This is a genomic window from Bradyrhizobium sp. USDA 241 (assembly GCF_049739505.1).
Classification (GTDB): Bacteria; Pseudomonadota; Alphaproteobacteria; order Rhizobiales; family Xanthobacteraceae; genus Bradyrhizobium; species Bradyrhizobium liaoningense.
Genome location: NZ_JBMGPZ010000002.1, coordinates 647,769 through 666,300, shown reverse-complemented (window position 1 = coordinate 666,300; position 18,532 = coordinate 647,769). Strand labels below are relative to the sequence as shown.

The following is an 18,532-nucleotide window of genomic DNA, read 5'->3' as shown; positions in this document are numbered from 1 at the left end:
AGCATTCCCTGTCAGTTTCGCCCTTTACTATCAGGCTCCTGTTCCAGGCCTTTGCGCTGAATCAAGCTTTCGCGTTCCCGCCGCCGGATCTCGTCAGGAAGAGGTGCAGCGGACAGGGCGAGAGAAGCAGCCGACGGTGAATTCGAAATTGGTGCCTCGGCGCGAAGCGCCCGAGCGGGATCAATTCAGCCTTCCAAGAAGTCTTCGGATGATCTTCCTCAGATTGTCGGCGTACTCGTCGATGACCTGACGCCTCTCGGCCGATGGCGAAAGCCGACAATCATCGCCTTCGTCCGCTGACGGCGTATCCGTCCGGGATCCCCCGCGGATGATGGAGGCGGTGGGCTTCGTCGGTTTCACGGGAATTCTGGCCTCTGGATAGAGCTGCGCGTTGTTCAGGATAAGATCCGGTTCCATCTGCCTGATCCCGTTCGCTCGCGCCGGACTCAACGCCCCGGGGCCGTCCGATCGCATTTGGGGCAGCGGCCGTCGGCGGCTGCTCCGAGCTGACGGCCAATCTCCATCCAGAGAGTCTCTTTCTCCCATTTCGTGCCGTCACTTCTGGCCATTCGCTTCACGCGTTCGAAAGCGTGGCTCTCGGCAGCGTCATCTCCGATGCGGACGGTCACGTCGCGGTGGAAGGGGCAAACAGTCGTCGCGCGGGTCGTCTCCAGTGCATAGCGCACGACCGCGGTGAGATCGTCGGTGTGAATGTCGGTAAGCATGTCGGCTCTCCTGATCAGCGTTCCTCCTTGCCCGGACGATCCCAAGGGTTCGACGAAAATCGGCCCCGGGCTCCATGGGAGCGCCGAGGCCGATTGTTCGCTTGGTTCTTCCATTCAGGGTCCGAGCTCGTCCAACAAACCCGCGTTGCCGACTTTCGTTCCATCGAACTCTCCGGCGGAGCCGCGCTCCGGCCTGCTCCATGCTCGCGGTTTCTGCACCTGTCTATGAGAGCGGCGCCCGGAATACCTGGGAATCCGAACTTCGCTCCTTCGGGCAACGGTACCTCAGCAAGCGTTCCCGATGCCGATATGACGCTACAATCAGGGTCACCAACATGTCTTGATCCAGCTCAAAGGGCGATCAGGCGTTCATGTCCCTGAGGTGCTGACGATTGCGCAGCACGATCTGCCTGGCACCGGAAAAGCCGAGAATGCCTCCGCTGTGGAGCTGGGACAGTGCGCGCGAAATCGTCTCCAGCGTCAGTCCGAGATAGTCGCCGATATCCCGGCGGCACATCGGGAGCGCCAGCATGCCTGCGCTTGCCAGCCGGCGATCCATTTCGAGAAGGAACGCCGCGACCTTCTCCATGGCGGTCTTGCGGCCCAGCAGCAGCATGTGATTCTCGGCGTGATTGAGCTCGGCGGCCGTCATGTCCCACAATTTGCGCGCGACCTGGACGTCGGTGGTCGCGGCCTTTTCGAGCGCCGCGCGCTTCACGAGACGCACCGTCGTATCGACGATCGCTTCAGCCGCGAGGCGGTGGGTGGCTCCGGATTCCAGGCCGAAGACATCGCCGGGCAGATGGAATGACCCGATCTGGCGCCGTCCGTCCGACAGCAGCTTGTATGTCCTGACGGAACCCGACACGACCTGGTAGACATACTCGGCCGGCTCGTCGTCGCCAAAAATCTCCTCGTCCTTGTGGTAGGAGAACTCGCTCGCAACCAGTCCCGCCATGGCCGCGAATGGATCGGAAACGCGGGACGCCGGGGTCGTTTTAGGGCGAAGCGGCTGATTGACGTTGAGGGCGGCGGTCAGCATCGGAATCTCCTGTTGATGGAACTCCAATACGCCATCGCATCGTGCCCGGATATTTCGGGAGGATTCGTAGGGCGATCTCCTTACGTATGTTTGCGTAAGTCGGCGTGGCCGGAAGCGCTCGCCTGACCGCTCTCGATTGGCGACTTGCGCGCCAGCGCTGCGCGATATCCTCGCCACTCCCGCGTCGATCCGTTCAGGACAGTTGCCTAAGTATTGGCCCGCAATTTCAATGCCGGAGCGGCGGGCGCATATGATCGGCATGGACCGCAACATCATCTTCAAGTGCCCCCGCACCGGCATGAACGTGCAGCACTGGCTTCCCGGCGCAATGTCCGACGCCGCGGATACGCACGTCTCCATCCGATGTCCCGCTTGCGGCTCGCTGCACTTCGTCAACATCGCCACTGGCAAGATGTTGAGCGAGGGGAATCGTCCGGCGTCGAACGACTGCGGCTCCAGCCGGTCTTGGCGCCCAGCCTGATCCCTCACATGTTTGACGCGGTGAGAGTCGCACCCGCGCTCCAATGCGTCGGGATAACGCGATCACTCCACCGCCGGAGCGGCCGTTCCGCGTCCCCGTCGCTGCGCCGTCCACCGCGCTCACCCGGTCAGCCGGCGCATGCTCTGTACGATCCGCCTGACCCTCCCCAGCATCGCGCAGCGGTGTCCACTGGGATGCGACGAAAATTTCCGCCGAGCCCCACTTGAACAGAAATCGACCTGGTCACGTCGACTTCAAGCCTCCGTGCTTGGCTCGACGCGTGCCTCCCGCATCGGCATTTTGCCGCGGCCGGTGTGTCGCAGCGGCAACAGCCGATCCATTTCCGTCGATTGTAACCGGCCTGGCGCTCGCGCGCCCTTGGCGAACTGCGCCGCGGTTCCAACATAGGCACGGACCACGCGCCGGGGGCGGTGCGGTGGCGGGACGGCTGCCGACAGCGAGTGACCAACCATGCGCGTATTCATTCGAATCGCGATTCTTCTATCCGCCATCTGGTGTCTTGCCGACCCGAATGCAGCCTCGGCACACGCCATCATCGTGTCGTCCTCGCCGGCGGCCGGTGCGACCGTCTCGGGGGACGCCGTCGCGATCAGCCTGCATTTCAACAGCCGGATCGATCGCGCCCGTTCCAAGCTGACGCTGCTGGCGCCGAACGGCGCCACGCAGGCGCTGACGCCTGCGGCCAATGCGCCGGCCGACGAGCTCAAGGCCGAGGCGACGCGGCTTTCCGGCGGCGCATGGCGCCTGCGCTGGCAGGTGCTGAGCGTCGACGGACACATCACGCGCGGCGACATTCCGTTCATCGTTCATTGACCTCGCCTTGTACCTGTTTCTCGACATCTTCGGCTATCTGTCGGTCGTTCTGCGCGGCCTGATCCTGATCGCCCAAGCCTTCACGCTCGGCGGCCTTGCTTTTCAGATGCTGTTGTGGTGGCCGTTGCGGCCACAGCTGTCGGTGTTCGGTCTCACGATCGAGGAGAAATGCCTGACGGTGCTGAAGGTCAGCGCCTTCGCCTGGGCGCTCCTCACCATCGCTTCGCTGGGTCTCAATGCCGCCGCGCTGGTCGGGACGCTTCAGGTGTCGTGGCGCGAGGCGATCAGTGCCGATTTCGCCCGGGCCGGCCTCATCATTGCGGCGAGCGCATTCGGCCTCGCCGTGCTGGCAAACGGACGCGCGCAGGGTCTGCGATCCCTGGCACTCCTCGCGCTTGCGCTGCTCGCGCTCGCGATGCAGACCCGGCTGACCCACGCGGCGAGCCGGCCGGTCCTCAGCTGGCCGCTGCTCCTGTCCGATGCCGGCCACATGCTGGGCGCCGCGATCTGGATCGGCGGGCTTCCCTATTTCCTGATCGCGCTGAACGGCTGCAAGGTGCCCTCGGACTGGCGCCTCATCGCACGGCGCTACTCGCTGATGTCCATGGCCGCAGTCGCGGCCATCGTCGGCGGCGGCCTCGTCATGGCTTTCGATTACATCGGCTCGATCGAGGCGATCTACGGCACCGCCTATGGCGTCATGATCCTCGCCAAGATCGGGTTGCTGCTGATGCTGCTCGCGCTTGGCGCGGGCAATTATCTCTTGGTCGAGCGGCTGCGGCGCGATCCCGCAACGCCGATCCTCCGCCTCAAGCGCTTCGCCGAGGTCGAGGTCGGCATCGGTCTCACCGTTCTGCTCGCGGCTGCGTCGCTGACGTCGCTGCCGCCCGGCGTCGATCTGTCGCGCGACCGACTGAGCTGGCAGGAGATCGTCGAGCGCGCCACGCCGCAATGGCCGCCGCGCCTGACCAGCCCGGACTACGACAAGCTGACCATCGCGCAGCTCCAGGCCAGGATCACCCTGGCCGATGCCGGGCGCAGCAGCGCACCGGCCGCCTACGTTCCCGGCGAAGGCACGATCCTGCCGCGCAACGCCGAGGACATCGCCTGGTCCGAGTACAATCATCACTGGGCCGGCGTCTTCGTGGTGCTGATCGGCCTGCTCGCTTTGATCGAGCGGTTTCGCTGGGGCGGCTGGGCGAGGCATTGGCCGCTGCTGTTTCTCGGCATGGCGGCCTTCCTGCTCCTGCGCGCCGACGAGCAGGCCTGGCCGCTCGGGCCGGCCGGATTCTTCGAATCGCTGCGCGATCCCGAGGTGGCGCAGCACCGCATCTTCGTGCTGCTGATCGCAATATTCGGACTGTTCGAATGGCGCGTGCGGCTGCGCGGCGACAAGGCCGGACGCGCGGCCTTGGTGTTTCCCCTGACGACCGCGCTCGGCGGGGCGCTCCTGCTCACGCATTCCCATGCCATCGCCAACATCAAGGACCAGCTCCTGATCGAGATGAGCCACACGCCGCTTGCGCTGTGCGGGATCGCCGCGGGCTGGGCGCGCTGGCTCGAATTGCGGCTCGACGGCCGCGTCCGCAGCGTCGCGGCGTGGTTCTGGCCGGTCGCCTTCATCCTGGTCGGGTTCGTCCTGCTGGACTACCGCGAGGCCTGAGCGCCGGCGCCATCTTGCCGCGGCAATCATTCTCTGTAATCTGAGCAAAACACTGGGGAAGAAGCCTATGGGAGGAGTTCTGGAGGGCGTGCGCGTGCTCGATTTCGGGCGCTATATCGCCGGGCCCTATTGCGCCACCTTGCTGGCCGAGTTCGGGGCCGAGGTCATCCGCGTCGAGAAGCGCGACGGCAGCGAGGACCGGTTCGTGGCGCCGGTCGGCGAGAACGGCGAAGGCGCGCTGTTTCTCCAGATCAATCGCAACAAGAAGTGCATCACGCTCGATCCGATGAAGGTGGAAGGGCAGGAGGTGATGCGCCGCCTGGTCGCGACCGCGGACGTCGTGGTCGCCAATCTGCCGCCGCAGACCCTGCGTGCGATGAAGCTCGACTACGAATCCCTGAAGGCGATCAAGCCGGACATCATCCTGACCACGGCCACCGCGTTCGGCGGGCCGGGTCCCTGGTCCGACCGCGTCGGCTTCGACGGCGTCGGGCAGGTGATGTCGGGCTCGGTGTACATGACCGGCGCTGGCGATCCGCCGTACCGGGCCGCGGTGAACTGGGTCGATTTCGGCACCGCGCTGCACTGCGCGTTCGGCACGCTCGCCGCCCTGATCGAGCGCGGCAAGTCCGGGCGCGGGCAGATCGTGGAGGGCGCGCTGCTCGCAACCGCGCTGTCCTTCACCAATGCGACGCTGATCGAGCAGGCCGTCATCAACGTCAACCGCGTTCCCACGGGCAATCTCGGCCAGACCGCTGCTCCGGCCGACATCTACCGCACCAGGGACGGCTGGGTGCTGTGCCAGGTCACCGGCCATCCGCTGTTCAAGCGCTGGGCGCGGCTGATGGGTGAGGAGGACGTGTGGCTGAACGATCCGCGCTTTGCCGACGACATCAGCCGCGGCAACAACGGCCGCATCATCAGCGAGCGGATGGCGCGCTGGTGCGCCGAGCGCACCACGCAGGAGGCCGTCGATGCGCTGGGCCAGGCGATGATTCCGACCGGCCCCGTGCTCTCACCGCAACAGGCGCTGGATCATCCGCACATCCGCGCCGCCGGCTTCATGCAGGACGTCGACTATCCGGGCCTGCCGAAGCAGGCGCCGGTCGCCCGCGCCGCGGTGCGGCTGTCGGAAACGCCGGGCGAAATCGTGAGCCGCCCGCCGACGCTCGGCGAGCACACCGATCTCGTTCTGACGGAGCTCGGCTATGACGAGGCCGCGATCACGGCGCTTCGGCAAGGCGGCATCGTCTAGCATCACAACAGTTGCTTCAGCGCCTTTGCATCGGCCGGCGCCGCGCTCTTCTGGTCGTTGTCGAAATAGACATAGACGTCGCAGCCCTGCCGCTTCCAGGACTTGATGCGCTTCGCCCATTGCCCCAGCGTCGCCCTGGTGTAGTGGCCGTGATAGCGCCCGCCGGGGCCGTGTCCGCGCACATAGACGAAATCCGCCGTGCGCTTCCACGGCGCCGGCGCATCGTGATGGTCGGACAGGCACAGCGAGATGTTCTCCTCCGCCAGCATCCGCAGGATGCGCGGCTGATACCAGCTCGGATGACGAAACTCGAAACTGTAACGCCGCTTTCGCGACAGCAGCTTGAAGAAGGAGGCGAGCCGGTCCGCGTTCGCCTCGAATTGCGGCGGCAGCTGGAACAGGATCGGGCCGGCCTTGCCGCCGAGCCTGGAGATGCGGTCCTCCAGCAGCTCGAGGCTGTTGACGGAGCGGTCCGACAGCCGCTTCCAGTGCGTGATGAACTTGGACGCCTTCCAGGCGAACACGAAGTCGCGGCCGGTCTGCTCGCGCCAGCCCTTCACCGCCTCTGGCGTCGGCGTGCGGTAGAACACTCCGTTCAGCTCCGTGGTGTCGAACTGCCCGGCGTAGTAGCGCAGCTGCTCCTTCAGCGTCACGCCCTCGGGAAAGAACGGGCCTCGCCAGGAGGCGTAGTGCCAGCCGGAGGTTCCGATCAGAACGCGCGCCATGTTTCACGTGCCATCCGTTGCCATTTGCCGGAGGGAACGTCCGTGCCGCGGATACGTTGCTCGTGAGCTTGATCAACGCAGGAATTATCCCATTGCGGAAACACCCTCTCCCCAAGCCCTCTCCCGCAAGCGGGAGAGGGAGAGCACCTGTGGAAAGCGATTGAACCCAATCTCATCGCGCTTCAGTTCGACGCCAGCGCCGCCTTGGCGACCTCGGCCATCCAGCCGGAGGCCACCGGCAGGATCGCGTCGTTGAAATCGTAGCGCGGCCCGTGCAGCTCCGCGCCGTCGCGCAAGGGCCCATTGCCGATCCAGACGAAGGCGCCCGGCCGCTGCTGCAGATAGTGGGCAAAATCCTCGCCGGCCATGCTCGGCGCGAGGTCGCGCCGCACCGGCGCCTGCACCTTCTCCGCAGCGATGCGCGCGAGGTCGGCTTCGGCCGGCGAGTTGATCACGACGCCCACACCCCAGACGATCTCGGGCGTGACCTTGACGCCGAAGCTGGTCGCAATCCCCGCGCAGGTGCGCTCGATGCCGTCGAGGATGGTGTCCCTGACCGCCTCGCGATGGTAGCGCAGCGTGCCGCGGAGGGTGACGCGCCCGGCGATCTGGTTCGGCGCGGTGCCACCTTCGATCGTGCACAGCGACAGCACGGCGGTGTCGAGCGGATCGACGCTGCGCGCGGCGATCGATTGCAGCGCCACGATCAGGTGCCCCGCCGCCACCACCGGGTCGCGCGTCAGATGCGGCATGCCGGCGTGGCCGGCATGGCCTTCGATGGTGATGGTGATGCGCCCGCCGGAGGCCATGACGACGCCGTCGTGCACCGCGATGGTGCCGGCGGCAAGGCCCGGCCAGTTGTGGAAGCCGAACACCCGCTCCATCGGAAAGCGGTCGAACAGCCCGGCCGCGACCATCGCGCGCGAGCCGCCAAAGCCTTCCTCGGCCGGCTGGAAGATGAAATCGACCGTGCCGCTCCAGTCGGTGTCGGCGACGAGCAGCGCGGCGGCACCGAGCAGCGAGGCGGTGTGGCCGTCATGGCCGCAGGCGTGCATCACGCCTGATGTTTTCGAGGCGTAGGCGAGGCCGGTGTCCTCGGTGATCGGCAGCGCATCCATGTCGGCGCGCAGGCCGACCCGGCTTCGTGCATGGCCCCGCGTCAAGGTCGCGACGATGCCGTGCCCGCCGATGCCTGCCTCGAACGGAATGCCGAGTTCAGTGAGCCGTTCCTGCACGAAGGCGGAGGTCTCCTTCTCCTGAAGCGACAGCTCCGGGTGGGCGTGAAGATGCTGGCGCCACGCGGTCAGTTTCTGGTGCAGCTCGGGGATCAAGGCTGGGGTCTTTCGCGAAATGTAGGTTGCCGGCACAATAGCGGATTGTCCGCGCCATGCATCAAGCGCCTTGGAATGCCTCGCGTGCAGCAATGAGATCGGCGATCGCTGGGGCACCAACCGTGCCGTGTGCTCCACTTCACCTCTCCCGCTTGCGGGAGAGGCCGGGAGAGGGCTGGATCGTCATTGGGAGTCTCACTGCGGAGACACCCTCTCCCCAACCCTCTCCCGCAAGCGGGAGAGAGGGCGCACCTCGCTTATTGTCGCATCTCTCTAAGCCATCAGCTTCGCCAGCCCCGGCCAGTCGAAGCTGATCCCATGCCCATGCCTGTCCGGCGCCAGCGCAAGCCCGTCCTGCAGCACCAGCGGATGCTCGATGTATGTGTCGAGCCCGAAACCGTGCGCCTCCAGATAGGAGCGGTTCGGGCAGGCCGCGAGCAGATGCACGGTGATGTCGTGCGCGCCGTGGCTGGTGACGGGCAGGTTGAACGCTTCCGCCAGCCGCGCGATCTTCATGAACGCACTGACGCCGCCGCAGTTGGTGACGTCGGGCTCGGGATAGGACACCGCGCCTGATGCGATGTAGTTCTTGAACTCCCACAGCGAGCGCAGGTTCTCGCCGGCCGCGATCGGCACGCCGCCGGCCTGCATGATGCGCGCATGGCCCGCGACGTCGTCGGGAATGATCGGCTCCTCGAGCCAGGTGAGGTCATAGGGAACGAACGCGCGGGCGGCACGGATCGCTTCCTCGACCGTCCATTTCATGTTGGCGTCCACCATCAGCGGAAAACCGTCGCCGAGATGCTGTCGCATCGCGGAGACCTTCGCGACGTCGGATTTCAGGTCGGGCCGGCCCACCTTCATCTTGATGGCGCGAAATCCCTTGGCGAGGTTGCCGTCGGTCTGCGCGAGCAGCGCATCGACGGAGAGGTCGAGGTCGATGCCGCCGGCATAGCACGGCACGCCCGCATCGAAGCCGCCAAGCAGGCGGAACAGCGGCAGCCTGGCGCGCCGCGCCTTCAGATCCCACAGCGCGATGTCGAGCGCGGAGAGCGCCAGCACCGTCGGCCCGCCGCGCCCGCCATAATGCAGCGCCCACCAGACATGATGCCAGATCGCTTCGGTGTCGTCGGCCTCGCGCCCTTCGACCAGCGGCGCAATCTCGCGTGCAAGGATATCCGCAGTTGCCCCGCCATTGCGCCCGACCGTGTAGGTGTAGCCGACGCCCTCGGCACCGTCGGCATCGCGGACGCGGCAGGTGATCAGCTCGAACGCGGCGATCTCGCCATGGGTGGAGTCGGACAGCGTGACGGGGAGGGGGATCCGGTAGAGCCCGGTCTCGGTGTTCGCGATGCGCGCCATGGTTCCCTCCTGCCTTTTTCTTGCAGGCTAGGACGATGTGCAAGGCCCGGCAAGCGCGCGTCGCGCAAGGCAGCTCATCGCATCGTCGCGAGTTGCACGGCCAGCGCGCAGGCGCGGTCATATTCGTCGAGATTGATCCATTCGTCGACCGTGTGCGCCTCGTTCTGCCCCGCGCCGAAGGTCACGGTCGGAATGCCGTGGCGGACCATCCAGTTGGCGTCGAGGCCGCCATTGGCGGTGCGGACGTTCGGCGCGCCGCCGACCGCGGACACGGCCTCGACCGCGCGCTTGATGACGGGCTGGCTGTCCTTCATGCGGAACGGATAGTAATCCGTCTCCGCCTTGAACTTGACCTTGCCGGACTTGCCTTGCGCGTTGGTGACCTTCTTGGCCGCCTTCTCGAACGCGGCCTTGTAGGCCCTGGTGATTTCCTTGAAGAACTTGCCGTCATGGCTGCGGCTTTCACCGCGCACATGCACGTAGTCGGTGACGACGTTGGTGGCATCGCCCGCCGGGCGGCCCTCGCCGCCGGTGACCGGGCCGACATTGCTGGTGCCTTGCCGCTTGCCCTTCACCACCTTGCCGAACCAGCCGCCGGCCTTCACGTCCGCAAGCGCGAGCGCCATGATCATGGTGGAGGAGATGCCGCGTTCCGGCGCGACGCCGGCATGCGAAGCCCGGCCGAAGATCTCGACGCTCCAGCGATCGGCGCCGACGGCACCGATGACGACGTTCGAGGCGGCGCCGCCATCATAGTTGAACGCCATGACCGGCGAGCCGAGCTCGTCCAGCTTGACGTGGCGCGCGCCGTAGAGCCCGCTCTCCTCGCGCACGCAGAACAGCAGCGTGATCGGCGGGTGATCGAGCTTCTGCCTGGCGAGCTCGGCGGCCAGCGTCACCAGCACGCCGCAGCCGCAGCGGTTGTCGCCGCCAAGCGCGGTCCTGGCCTCGTTGACGATCTTGCGTCCCGATTTCTTCGGCTTCGCACCGGCGCAGAGCGGCACGGTGTCCATGTGGGTCATGAACATGATGCGCGGCTGGTTGTGCAGCGCGCCGCGGCCCGGCAGGTCGACGATGAGATTGCCGGTCTCGGTCGGAACGGGAATGCGGGTATTGGCGTCATCGAGCCGGATCGCCTTCGCCGGCACGCCGGCCTCCTTGAGCGCGGCGGCAAGCTCGCGCCCGATCGCCGCCTCCTGTCCGGTCACGCCCTCGACGGCGAGGAAGCGCATGAGGCGGTCGGTGGCGGCCTTGGTGTCGACGGGCATGAGTGATTCCTTTGGCGAGCGGGGCGCGTCATCCTATGGGTCCCGCGAGGTGTAAGCCAAGAAGATCAGCACGCCGAGAGCCAGCATGGCAGCCATGAACAGCAGCACCGCCGGCAGGCCCGCGAGCGCCGCAACCGCGCCGGTCACCGACTGCATCAGCGCCGCGCCGAGGAAGAAGGCGAGGTTGACGGCCGCGAGGGCCTTGCCCGCGACTTGCGCGTCCACCAGCTGCCTGGACATGCCGAACAGCAGCGGCTGGGCGGAGGTCGCAAGCCCGATCAGCACGAACAGCGCGAGGTCGTATTGCGGCGGCATCATGGGCACGCCGAACAGCGTGGAGACCGCATGATGCGGCGCGCCCAATGCCATAAGCGCCAGCAGCACCGCCCCGGCCATATGCGAGCCCGCCACCAGCGCGCGGCGCCGACCGAGCCTGCGGTCGATCATGCCGATGCACAGGGGGCCCGCGATCATCGCCAGCGTGAATGCGCCGAGCTGGTTGCCGGCCTCGACCCGCGAAAGTCCCTTGACGTCCATCAGCCACGGTCCGCCCCACAGGCCGCGCAGCACCAGCGAGGTCGCCAGCGACACCAGCGCCAGCGCGATCAGCCCGCGAAGCGGGCGCGAGATCCCGAGCCTGAGCACTTCGATCATCTGCGCCAGTGGCGAGGACTCGTCCTTGTGTTCGGCCGGCTGGTGTGGGACCAGCGCGAACACCGCAAGCGCCACCGCGATTCCGCCAATCGCCGACATCCAGAATCCGGTGCGCCAGCCGTAAGCGTCCACCACGAAAGCGAGCGGGCTCGACGACAGCAGCATGCCGATATTGCCGATCGAGAGGATCGCGCCCGACCACAGCCCGAACCGCGCCGCCGACAATTGCTTGGCCGCCAGCGTCATCGGGCACATCAGCATGCCCGAGGTGGCAACGCCCAGCAGCAGCTGCCCGACGGCAAAGCTTTCCGGCCCCGTCGCAAACCCCGACGCGACCGCGCCGAACACGGTCCCCCCGAGCAGGCTGAGCGACACCGGCCGCACGCCAAACCGGTCCATCGCCGCCCCGACCGGGATCTGCGCCGCCGCAAAGGCGAAAGGATAGATCGACGTGAGGCTCGCCAGCGCCTGCGGCTCGATGTGGAAATCCGCCGCCATCAGGTCGAGGCTGACGGCGGGAATGGTGCGCAGCAAGGTCGAGAGCATGTGCCCGCAGGCGAGCGCCACCAGCGCGAAGATCAGCACGCGGGTGGTTGTGCCCGCGTCGTTGGCGGCAGTGGTCATGAGCGTCCCGTCCCGGCAAGGGTTTTGGCCGGGTTACACGATTTTGCGGGAGGCTGCCAATGGCGAAAGGTGTAGCGTTGGCGCAGGGGCCGCCTGACCTGATGTCAGGGCTTTTGACGCGGCGGCATCAAGCCCTGAACGAGGTAATAGAGACTGCAGACGCAGGGAACAGCCAGCGTCGCCCACGAGAGCGGCCACCAGATGCCGCCTTCGCCGATCAAGGCAGCCAGCAGGCCGAGCAGCGTCACAAGCGCCAGCAACGCGGGGATCATCCACAGCGCTCGCCTCGACGTCATCGGGCGAACCCCGTCGAGGCCGCTCGCATGTCGGCCGCGGCCGTGCGCCTGGTCCGCCATCTCGCGAGCCAGAGATAGAGGCCGCTGATCAGGATGATGATGATGGTGACGATGTCGAGCACCGCCCAGATGATCTTCAGCGGCAGCCCGCCATAGTCGCCGAAATGCAGCGGCTGCGACACGAACAATGCAGTCGCGTACCACGGCATGTCGCGAACCGCGACGACTTCGCCGCTGGCCGCATCGATGAGGGCTGGCTTGAGGATGCGGCTCGTGAGCGGCGCATCTCCGGTCAGGAACGCCGCGTAGTGGGTGGGCGTTGAAAACGGGCTGCCGGGAAAGGCGAGCGTCGTGACGGTCATTCCCGGCACGGCCGCGCGGACATTGGCGAGCACCAGGTCAACCGGAGCTTTGCGATCTCCTTGCGCCTGTCCCCTGTTTTGCGTGGCCATGTCGAGCAGCTGGTTCGATTGCCACATCAGCTCGATCGGCGCCGCCAGCGTATTGATCACGCCCGTCAGCGTGACGATGCCGAACCAGGCCAGGGTGATGATGCCGAGCAGATTGTGCAGGTCGAGCCAGCGCAGCCGGTTGCTGTGCCGCTTGCGTATCTCGCCGAACCTGAGGCGCCGCGCGAACGGCCCGTACAGCACCATGCCCGAGAGGATCGAAACGGTCAGCAACAGCCCCATGCCGCCGAGGAACAGCGTGCCCTTGATGCCGGCAAACAAATCGGCATGGAGCCGCAGCATGACATAGATGAAGCCCTCGTTGGGCTGATCGGCGCTGAGTGCCTTGCCGGTCCTGACGTCGAACACCTTGTAGAAGAAGGTGTCCGGAGCAGACGTCATGCTGACGGCTGTCGGTATCTTCACGATCGGTTTCTCGCGGTCGTAGAACAGGTACGGCACGACCTCACCTGGCCGCTCGGCGAGCGCCTCGGCGATCATCGTGTCGACGGACGCGCGGATGCCGGACTCGGCGACCTTGTCGATCGCGGGGTTTGGTTCCAGTTCCTCGTGAAAGATGAGGGGCAGCCCGGTGAGACACAGCAGCAGCGCAAAGATCGTGCAGACCAGGCTGCTCCACTTGTGAATCCAGGACCACCACCGCAGCCGTCTCGCCGTCATGGCCGACGCAACATCATGCGATCACCACCTGTAGCGCAGGCCCGCCAGCACGAGGCGGCCGTTTCCGAACTGGCAGTAGAAGTTCGAGCTGCTGCTCGTGTAGTAGCTTTTGTCGAAGAGGTTGGTGACGTTGAGCGTGACCTCCGCGCCTTTCCAGGCTCGCACGAGATTGGCAAGATCGTATCGCACGGCGGCATCGAACACGACGTATCCCGGCGACACCAGGCTGTTGATGTCGTCGCCATAGCTGGGACCGACCGAGCGCACGCCGCCGCCGATGGTCAGGCCGGCAAGGCCGCCGGTGAGGAAGCTGTAGTTGGCCCACAGCGATTCGAAATGCGTCGGCACGGCTTGCGGTCGCTTGCCGATCGCTGTGAGATCGGTCGATTTCGTCACCTTGGTGTCGAGGAAGGTCGAGGCCGCGATGATCTCGATGTTCTCGGTCAGCTTGCCGCGCGCCTCCAGCTCGACACCGCGCGAGCGGATCTCGCCCTGCTACACGCTGAAGCCCGGCACGGCGGACGGCGTCAACGTGTTCTGCTGGCGCAGGTCGAACACGGCCGCCGTGAACAGCATGTCGGCGAAGGCGGGCTTGTACTTCAGGCCGCCTTCGTACTGTTCGCCCGTCGTGGGCACGAAGGGCAGGCCGTTGCTGCCGACGCCGATGGTCGGCTCGAAAGAGGTCGAATAACTGACATAGGGCGCGAGCCCGTTGTCGAACAGATAGAGCAGGCCGGCGCGATAGGTCTGCTTGTCGCTCTCCTGCGACTGCCTCGTCGCGGAGATCCGGTTGTCGTTGGTCTGCTCGGTCCAGTCGTGCCTAGTGCCGAGGGTCAGGCGGAAGCCGCCGAACTTCATCTGGTCCTGGACATAGATGCCGGTCTGCGTCAGCGACTGGTCGTTGTTGATGAACGGGAACAGCGTTCCCACCGGTTGATAGTAGGCGGGATTGACGACATCCAGCGAGGTCGCGCCGCCGAATTGATAGAGCCACGAGCTACGCGTGTTCTGCTGGTCCCAGCCGGCGAGCACGGTGTGCCCGACCGCCGAGGTTCGGAAGTCGAAGCGCAGGCGGTTGTCGGCGGCGATGCCGTCGGCGCTCTCGGTGGACCGGATTGCCGCTCGGGGAATCGTGCCGGCCGCGGTCAGCGCGCCCGCCATCTGGAGTGATTGGAAATCGGTGTCGACCTTGGAGGAGCTATGGCGGAATCTGGGTGATGACGGTGTGAGGAAGGCGGCGTATCGAGGCGGGTGACGAGCCTGCCAGAACCTCTCGAGGAGAGCGATACGCCATGACCGAGACTACCAATGTTCTTGCTTTCCGTCAGCCGTCCGCGGTTGATGATCCACTGACCGATATCGTTCGTGCCGGCGCGCGGGACCTGCTTGCCAGGGCGATCGAGATCGAGGTTGGCGCGTTTCTGGCCAGCACGGCCAATCTGACGCTGCCCGACGGTCGAGCGCGCCTGGTCCGACATGGGCACGGTCCGGTGCGCGAGATTGCGACCGGCATCGGTCCGGTGGAGGTCGCTCGTCCCAAGGTCCGCGACCGCGGAGCGAGCGGGCCAGGCGACCGCCTCCGCTTCAGTTCGGCAACCTGCCGCTATGGGCGCGGCGGACGAAGAGCCTGGATGCCTTGATCCCGGTCCTCTATTTGCGCGGCATCTCGACCGGCGACTTCCAGGAGGCGCTCTCGGCGCTGCTCGGCAAGGATGCGCCGAACCTGTCGCCTTCGGTGATCGCCGGCCTGAAGGCCGATTGGCAGGTCGAGTACGAACGCTGGCAGAGACGCGATCTGTCGGCGCGTCGCTATGTCTACATCTGGGCCGATGGCGTGTACCTGCAGGCCCGCATGGAAGATCACAGCGAATGCATGCTGGTGCTGATTGGCACCACGCCGGAAGGCAAGAAGGAGCTGATCGGCTTCCAGGTCGGCGTGCGCGAGAGCGCGCAGAGCTGGCGCGAACTCCTGATCGACCTGCGGCAACGCGGGTTACGGATTGCCCCGCAACTCGCCATCGGCGACGGCGCCCTCGGCTTCTGGAAGGCACTGGACGAGGCCTTTCCCGGCACGCGGCACCAACGATGCTGGTGCCATAAAGTGAGCAACGTACTCGACAAGGTCGCCAAATCCGTGCAGGGCCCCATGAAGAACGACCTGCGGAACATCTATCTGGCCCCACACCGGGCCGAAGCTGAAACCGCGATCGACGTCTTCGTCGAGAAATACCACGTCAAATACGGACGTGCGGTGGAGTGCCTGATCAAGGATCGCCATGCGCTGCTCGCCTTCTTCGACTTCCCTGCTGAGCACTGGATCCACCTACGCAGCTCGAACCCGATCGAGAGCGTCTTCGCCACGGTGCGCCACCGAACGGTGCGGACCAAGGGATCGCTGTCGCAACAAACTGCGAAGCTGATGGTGTTCAAGCTCATCGACGCCGCATCGAAGACCTGGCGGCGATTGAAGAGCACGAACCAGTTGCCGAAAGTCATCGCCGGTGTAAAGTTCATCGACGGAATCGAAGTCATTCCGAACACTGAAAGCCACGCCGCCTGATCAGGCCGCGTCACCCAAAATCAGCCATAGCTCACCTTGGAGTATCGCAGTGCCGAGTGGAAGCTCACGACCTCGTTCAGCCGGCGGTCGAACACATATCCGACGCCCGATTGCTCGCGCTCGAAACGGTCGAAACCGGGATCGCCGATGTTCAGATTGCGGTTGAGATAGGGCTTGTACGCAGCAGGCGCGAGCGATTGCGGATAGAGCGAGTTGAAATAGCCGCCCTTCGGATCTCGCTGATAAAAGCCCGAGACCGTGAGCTGGGTGTCGGCGTCCGGCCGCCAGGTGATCGCCGGCGCGACGCCGAAGCGCTGCTCGTCCACGTCGTCGTAACGCGTGCCGGACATCCGGCCGATCGCGCTGATGCTGTAGAGCCATTGATGCGCGGCATCCAATGCGCCCTGGCTGGTGATGCCGCCCTGGACGCGGCCGTAGCTGCCGCCCTCGATGCGCGCTTCGTTGTAGGGAATGTCGCTCGGCTGGCGGCTGACCAGGTTGACGAGACCGCCGGGGCTGATCTGTCCGTACAGGACCGCCGAGGGACCCTTGATGACCTCGATGCGATCGAGCAGGAACGCGTCGATCGAGGTGACCGCAAAAGCCTGGCCGCGCGGCAGCTTCAATCCGTCGAGGAAGCTGACGAAATTGGTCGAGGTGCCGAAGCCGCCGATGCCGCGCAGGAACACGCTGTCATAGCGGGTGGTCGCGTCGCGTTCGGAGAGGACGCCCGCCGTGTATTGCAGGGCGTTGCCGACGGTCTGCGGGTTCTGCGTATCGATCTGCCGGCGGGTCACCGTGGTGACCGATTGCGGCGTTTCCAGAACGGGCGTGGACGTCTTCGTCGCCGTCGACTGGTTGGTTGCAGCCATCTGGTCGCGCGTGTCTTGTCGGACTGTCGCCGATGCAACCGCGGCGGGCGTCGCCCTCGCCGGCGCGTCGGAGCTCGTCCTCGACCGGTTGCTGCGCCGTGTCGCGCTCTGCTGACGCTGCGATGTCACGTTGCGGGCCGACCGCTGCGCCTGCGGCGCGTCCACCGTGACCGGCGGCAGCGCGGAGTTCTGCGCAAATGTCGGCCCGTCCAGCGCAAGAAAAGCAGTCGAGCCAAGCAAAAGTGCCGCACCTCGCAGAACCCGCTGCGATCCCCCGGTCATTCCCATCGTCAAAACCCCACCCCAAATCCGGCGGACAGGGTTAAAACAAAACGGGACGATATTGTCCAGTTATGAGATTGGCTTTTTCGAGTATTTAGAACTATTAAAAGTCCAGGACAGCGATTCCGGATCGCGCAGGGGAAGGCATGAAGCAGGCAGTCAAGACCGGCAAGCGCACGAAGAGGCGCATCGGCGAAGGTCGTGGCGGGCGACCGACCAAGGCAGAGGCGCAGGCGATCGAGGACCGGATCCTTGCGGTGGCCGCGGATCTATTCGCCCGGGATGGCTATGCCGCGACATCCATGGAGCGAGTCGTCTCGGAGTGCGGCGCCGGCAAGGACACCATCTACCGGCGTTATCCGTCCAAGCGCGCAATTTTCGATGCAGTCCTCGACCGAAGCCGCCGGCGCATCATGGCGCGCCTCGGCGACCTTCAGGTGAGGCAGTCGAGCCAGGACAGCCTCGCGCAGCTCAAGGAGCTGACGAGCCTCCTGCTCGACATCAATCTCGATCCGGAGCTGGTTGCCTTCAAGAGGATCGCCGCCAGCGAAAGCCTGGTTGCCGCCGGCAGTCATGCCGAGCCGGAGCCGGATGCTATCATGTCTCTGCTGCGAACGTCGGTGACGAAGGCCCAGGCGGATCGGCACATCGTTCCGGGCGATGTCAATTTCCTGACCGACTTTCTCATCAACAGCATCATCGTGGGCCCGACCACGCTGGCGATGTTCGGATACAAGCCGCTCGCCTCGCCCAAGGAGCGGAAGCGCTACTTCGAGAAGGCGTGGAAGCTGTATCTCGGCGGCGCCGCTGGCCGGCGAGGCTAAAGCGGAATGACTTTAGATTGAATCAATCGCCGCGGCTCCTCCACCTCTCCCGCGAGCGCAGGGCAATCGCATATGGGAGCGATTCCTCTGTGTCCATCCTTCGAGACGCCCACCCTTGGCGGGCCCTCGGGATGAGGACGGAGTGCGCGGCAACAGTTTCAACGGGCATCGATGCCACTTAGCCTCATCCTGAGGAGACCGCGAAGCGGTCGTCTCGAAGGACGAGGCGCGCGCTCAGCTTGCGAATGAGGCCATATGCGATTGCCCAGCCCGCGAGCGGGAGAGGGAGGCCTGACTGCTCTGCGCGGCAGGACCATCTCCAGGTCTCGGCGTCTGCGCACGCGGCAACTTACTTCATCTCACGGAGAAGCTTCCACGCGTCATCCAGCAAGTCCCGGATCCGTCGTCGCTCGGCGATGCGATCCCGTCCGAACATTCCATGCTTCCGCGCATTGAAGTTCCCCTTCGGCGCACCGCAGCCTCGTCCGCCGCCGTGCATGCGACAGCGTGTCTTGCCGCGCATTGCCGGAGCTTGGCAGGCGTGACCGCCGCGGGTGCGGGCGCCGCAACGCGGGCTTGCCCGCATCGGGCCAGTGCTTCGGGC

Annotated in this window: 18 protein-coding genes and 2 pseudogenes; 7 read left to right on the top strand and 13 right to left on the bottom strand. The window is 65.6% G+C overall.

Annotation, left to right across the window (positions count from 1 at the left end; genetic code table 11):
• Positions 1 to 180: 180 nt before the first annotated feature.
• From ABIF91_RS03960 to ABIF91_RS03950, 3 genes are all read right to left on the bottom strand, one after another.
• The gene (locus ABIF91_RS03960; RefSeq protein WP_035717479.1) at positions 181 to 417 is read right to left on the bottom strand and encodes a hypothetical protein; all 237 of its coding nucleotides are present in this window, start codon (positions 415 to 417) and stop codon (positions 181 to 183) included.
• Between the two features lie 29 nt (positions 418 to 446).
• Entirely contained in the window at positions 447 to 725 is a 279-nt protein-coding gene (locus ABIF91_RS03955; protein WP_028177708.1) for a hypothetical protein, read from the bottom strand.
• A gap of 361 nt (positions 726 to 1,086) precedes the next feature.
• Entirely contained in the window at positions 1,087 to 1,767 is a 681-nt protein-coding gene (locus ABIF91_RS03950) for a helix-turn-helix domain-containing protein (protein ID WP_028177707.1), read from the bottom strand.
• A 250-nt stretch (positions 1,768 to 2,017) separates the two neighbouring features.
• Between ABIF91_RS03950 and ABIF91_RS03945 the strand changes: the two genes are divergently transcribed.
• The 4 genes from ABIF91_RS03945 (at position 2,018) to ABIF91_RS03930 (ending at position 6,000) form a co-directional block, all read left to right on the top strand.
• Complete coding sequence (locus tag ABIF91_RS03945; RefSeq protein WP_035677616.1) at positions 2,018 to 2,248, top strand: hypothetical protein; 231 nt, start codon at positions 2,018 to 2,020, stop codon at positions 2,246 to 2,248.
• 471 nt (positions 2,249 to 2,719) lie between these two features.
• A complete protein-coding gene (locus ABIF91_RS03940; RefSeq protein ID WP_028177706.1) occupies positions 2,720 to 3,082 on the top strand; it encodes a copper resistance CopC family protein in 363 nt (120 codons plus the stop codon).
• Between the two features lie 7 nt (positions 3,083 to 3,089).
• Complete coding sequence (locus tag ABIF91_RS03935) at positions 3,090 to 4,745, top strand: copper resistance D family protein (protein ID WP_028177705.1); 1,656 nt, start codon at positions 3,090 to 3,092, stop codon at positions 4,743 to 4,745.
• A 67-nt stretch (positions 4,746 to 4,812) separates the two neighbouring features.
• Positions 4,813 to 6,000 carry a CaiB/BaiF CoA transferase family protein gene (locus ABIF91_RS03930; protein WP_028177704.1) on the top strand — a complete coding sequence of 396 codons (1,188 nt, stop codon included), beginning with the start codon at positions 4,813 to 4,815 and terminating at the stop codon, positions 5,998 to 6,000.
• Between the two features lie 2 nt (positions 6,001 to 6,002).
• Here the strand turns inward: ABIF91_RS03930 and ABIF91_RS03925 are convergent, their stop codons facing one another.
• The 8 genes and pseudogenes from ABIF91_RS03925 to ABIF91_RS03890 form a co-directional block, all read right to left on the bottom strand.
• Entirely contained in the window at positions 6,003 to 6,725 is a 723-nt protein-coding gene (locus tag ABIF91_RS03925) for a DUF72 domain-containing protein (RefSeq protein ID WP_028177703.1), read from the bottom strand.
• Positions 6,726 to 6,907: 182 nt separating this feature from the next.
• Complete coding sequence (locus ABIF91_RS03920) at positions 6,908 to 8,056, bottom strand: amidohydrolase (protein ID WP_028177702.1); 1,149 nt, start codon at positions 8,054 to 8,056, stop codon at positions 6,908 to 6,910.
• Between the two features lie 273 nt (positions 8,057 to 8,329).
• Entirely contained in the window at positions 8,330 to 9,418 is a 1,089-nt protein-coding gene (locus ABIF91_RS03915) for a mandelate racemase/muconate lactonizing enzyme family protein (RefSeq protein WP_284282930.1), read from the bottom strand.
• Positions 9,419 to 9,492: 74 nt separating this feature from the next.
• Positions 9,493 to 10,686: a M20/M25/M40 family metallo-hydrolase gene (locus ABIF91_RS03910; RefSeq protein WP_028177700.1), complete on the bottom strand. Its 1,194-nt coding sequence runs from the start codon at positions 10,684 to 10,686 to the stop codon at positions 9,493 to 9,495.
• A 33-nt stretch (positions 10,687 to 10,719) separates the two neighbouring features.
• Positions 10,720 to 11,964 carry an MFS transporter gene (locus ABIF91_RS03905; protein ID WP_028177699.1) on the bottom strand — a complete coding sequence of 415 codons (1,245 nt, stop codon included), beginning with the start codon at positions 11,962 to 11,964 and terminating at the stop codon, positions 10,720 to 10,722.
• Between the two features lie 104 nt (positions 11,965 to 12,068).
• A complete protein-coding gene (locus ABIF91_RS03900; protein WP_244430021.1) occupies positions 12,069 to 12,236 on the bottom strand; it encodes a hypothetical protein in 168 nt (55 codons plus the stop codon).
• A 20-nt stretch (positions 12,237 to 12,256) separates the two neighbouring features.
• Positions 12,257 to 13,390: a PepSY-associated TM helix domain-containing protein gene (locus ABIF91_RS03895; protein WP_424578770.1), complete on the bottom strand. Its 1,134-nt coding sequence runs from the start codon at positions 13,388 to 13,390 to the stop codon at positions 12,257 to 12,259.
• A gap of 21 nt (positions 13,391 to 13,411) precedes the next feature.
• Positions 13,412 to 14,551, bottom strand: a pseudogene (locus ABIF91_RS03890) (TonB-dependent siderophore receptor).
• A gap of 131 nt (positions 14,552 to 14,682) precedes the next feature.
• Between ABIF91_RS03890 and ABIF91_RS03885 the strand changes: the two are divergent.
• Both ABIF91_RS03885 and ABIF91_RS03880 read left to right on the top strand, forming a co-directional pair.
• Entirely contained in the window at positions 14,683 to 15,030 is a 348-nt protein-coding gene (locus ABIF91_RS03885; protein ID WP_424578769.1) for a hypothetical protein, read from the top strand.
• A pseudogene (locus tag ABIF91_RS03880) lies at positions 14,985 to 15,950 on the top strand (IS256 family transposase); the annotation flags it as partial. The gene ABIF91_RS03885 and the pseudogene ABIF91_RS03880, both read left to right, overlap by 46 nt.
• Positions 15,951 to 15,970: 20 nt before the next feature.
• Here ABIF91_RS03880 and ABIF91_RS03875 read toward each other — a convergent pair.
• Positions 15,971 to 17,104, bottom strand: coding sequence for a TonB-dependent siderophore receptor (locus ABIF91_RS03875; protein ID WP_424578768.1), 1,134 nt, complete (start codon positions 17,102 to 17,104; stop codon positions 15,971 to 15,973).
• A gap of 146 nt (positions 17,105 to 17,250) precedes the next feature.
• Here ABIF91_RS03875 and ABIF91_RS03870 point away from each other — a divergent pair, with 146 nt between their 5' ends.
• Positions 17,251 to 17,928 carry a TetR/AcrR family transcriptional regulator gene (locus ABIF91_RS03870; protein WP_050995094.1) on the top strand — a complete coding sequence of 226 codons (678 nt, stop codon included), beginning with the start codon at positions 17,251 to 17,253 and terminating at the stop codon, positions 17,926 to 17,928.
• 349 nt (positions 17,929 to 18,277) lie between these two features.
• On the opposite strand, the gene ABIF91_RS03865 is transcribed toward ABIF91_RS03870, so the two are convergent.
• Complete coding sequence (locus ABIF91_RS03865; protein ID WP_283805388.1) at positions 18,278 to 18,514, bottom strand: HGGxSTG domain-containing protein; 237 nt, start codon at positions 18,512 to 18,514, stop codon at positions 18,278 to 18,280.
• Between the last annotated feature and the right edge of the window lie 18 nt (positions 18,515 to 18,532).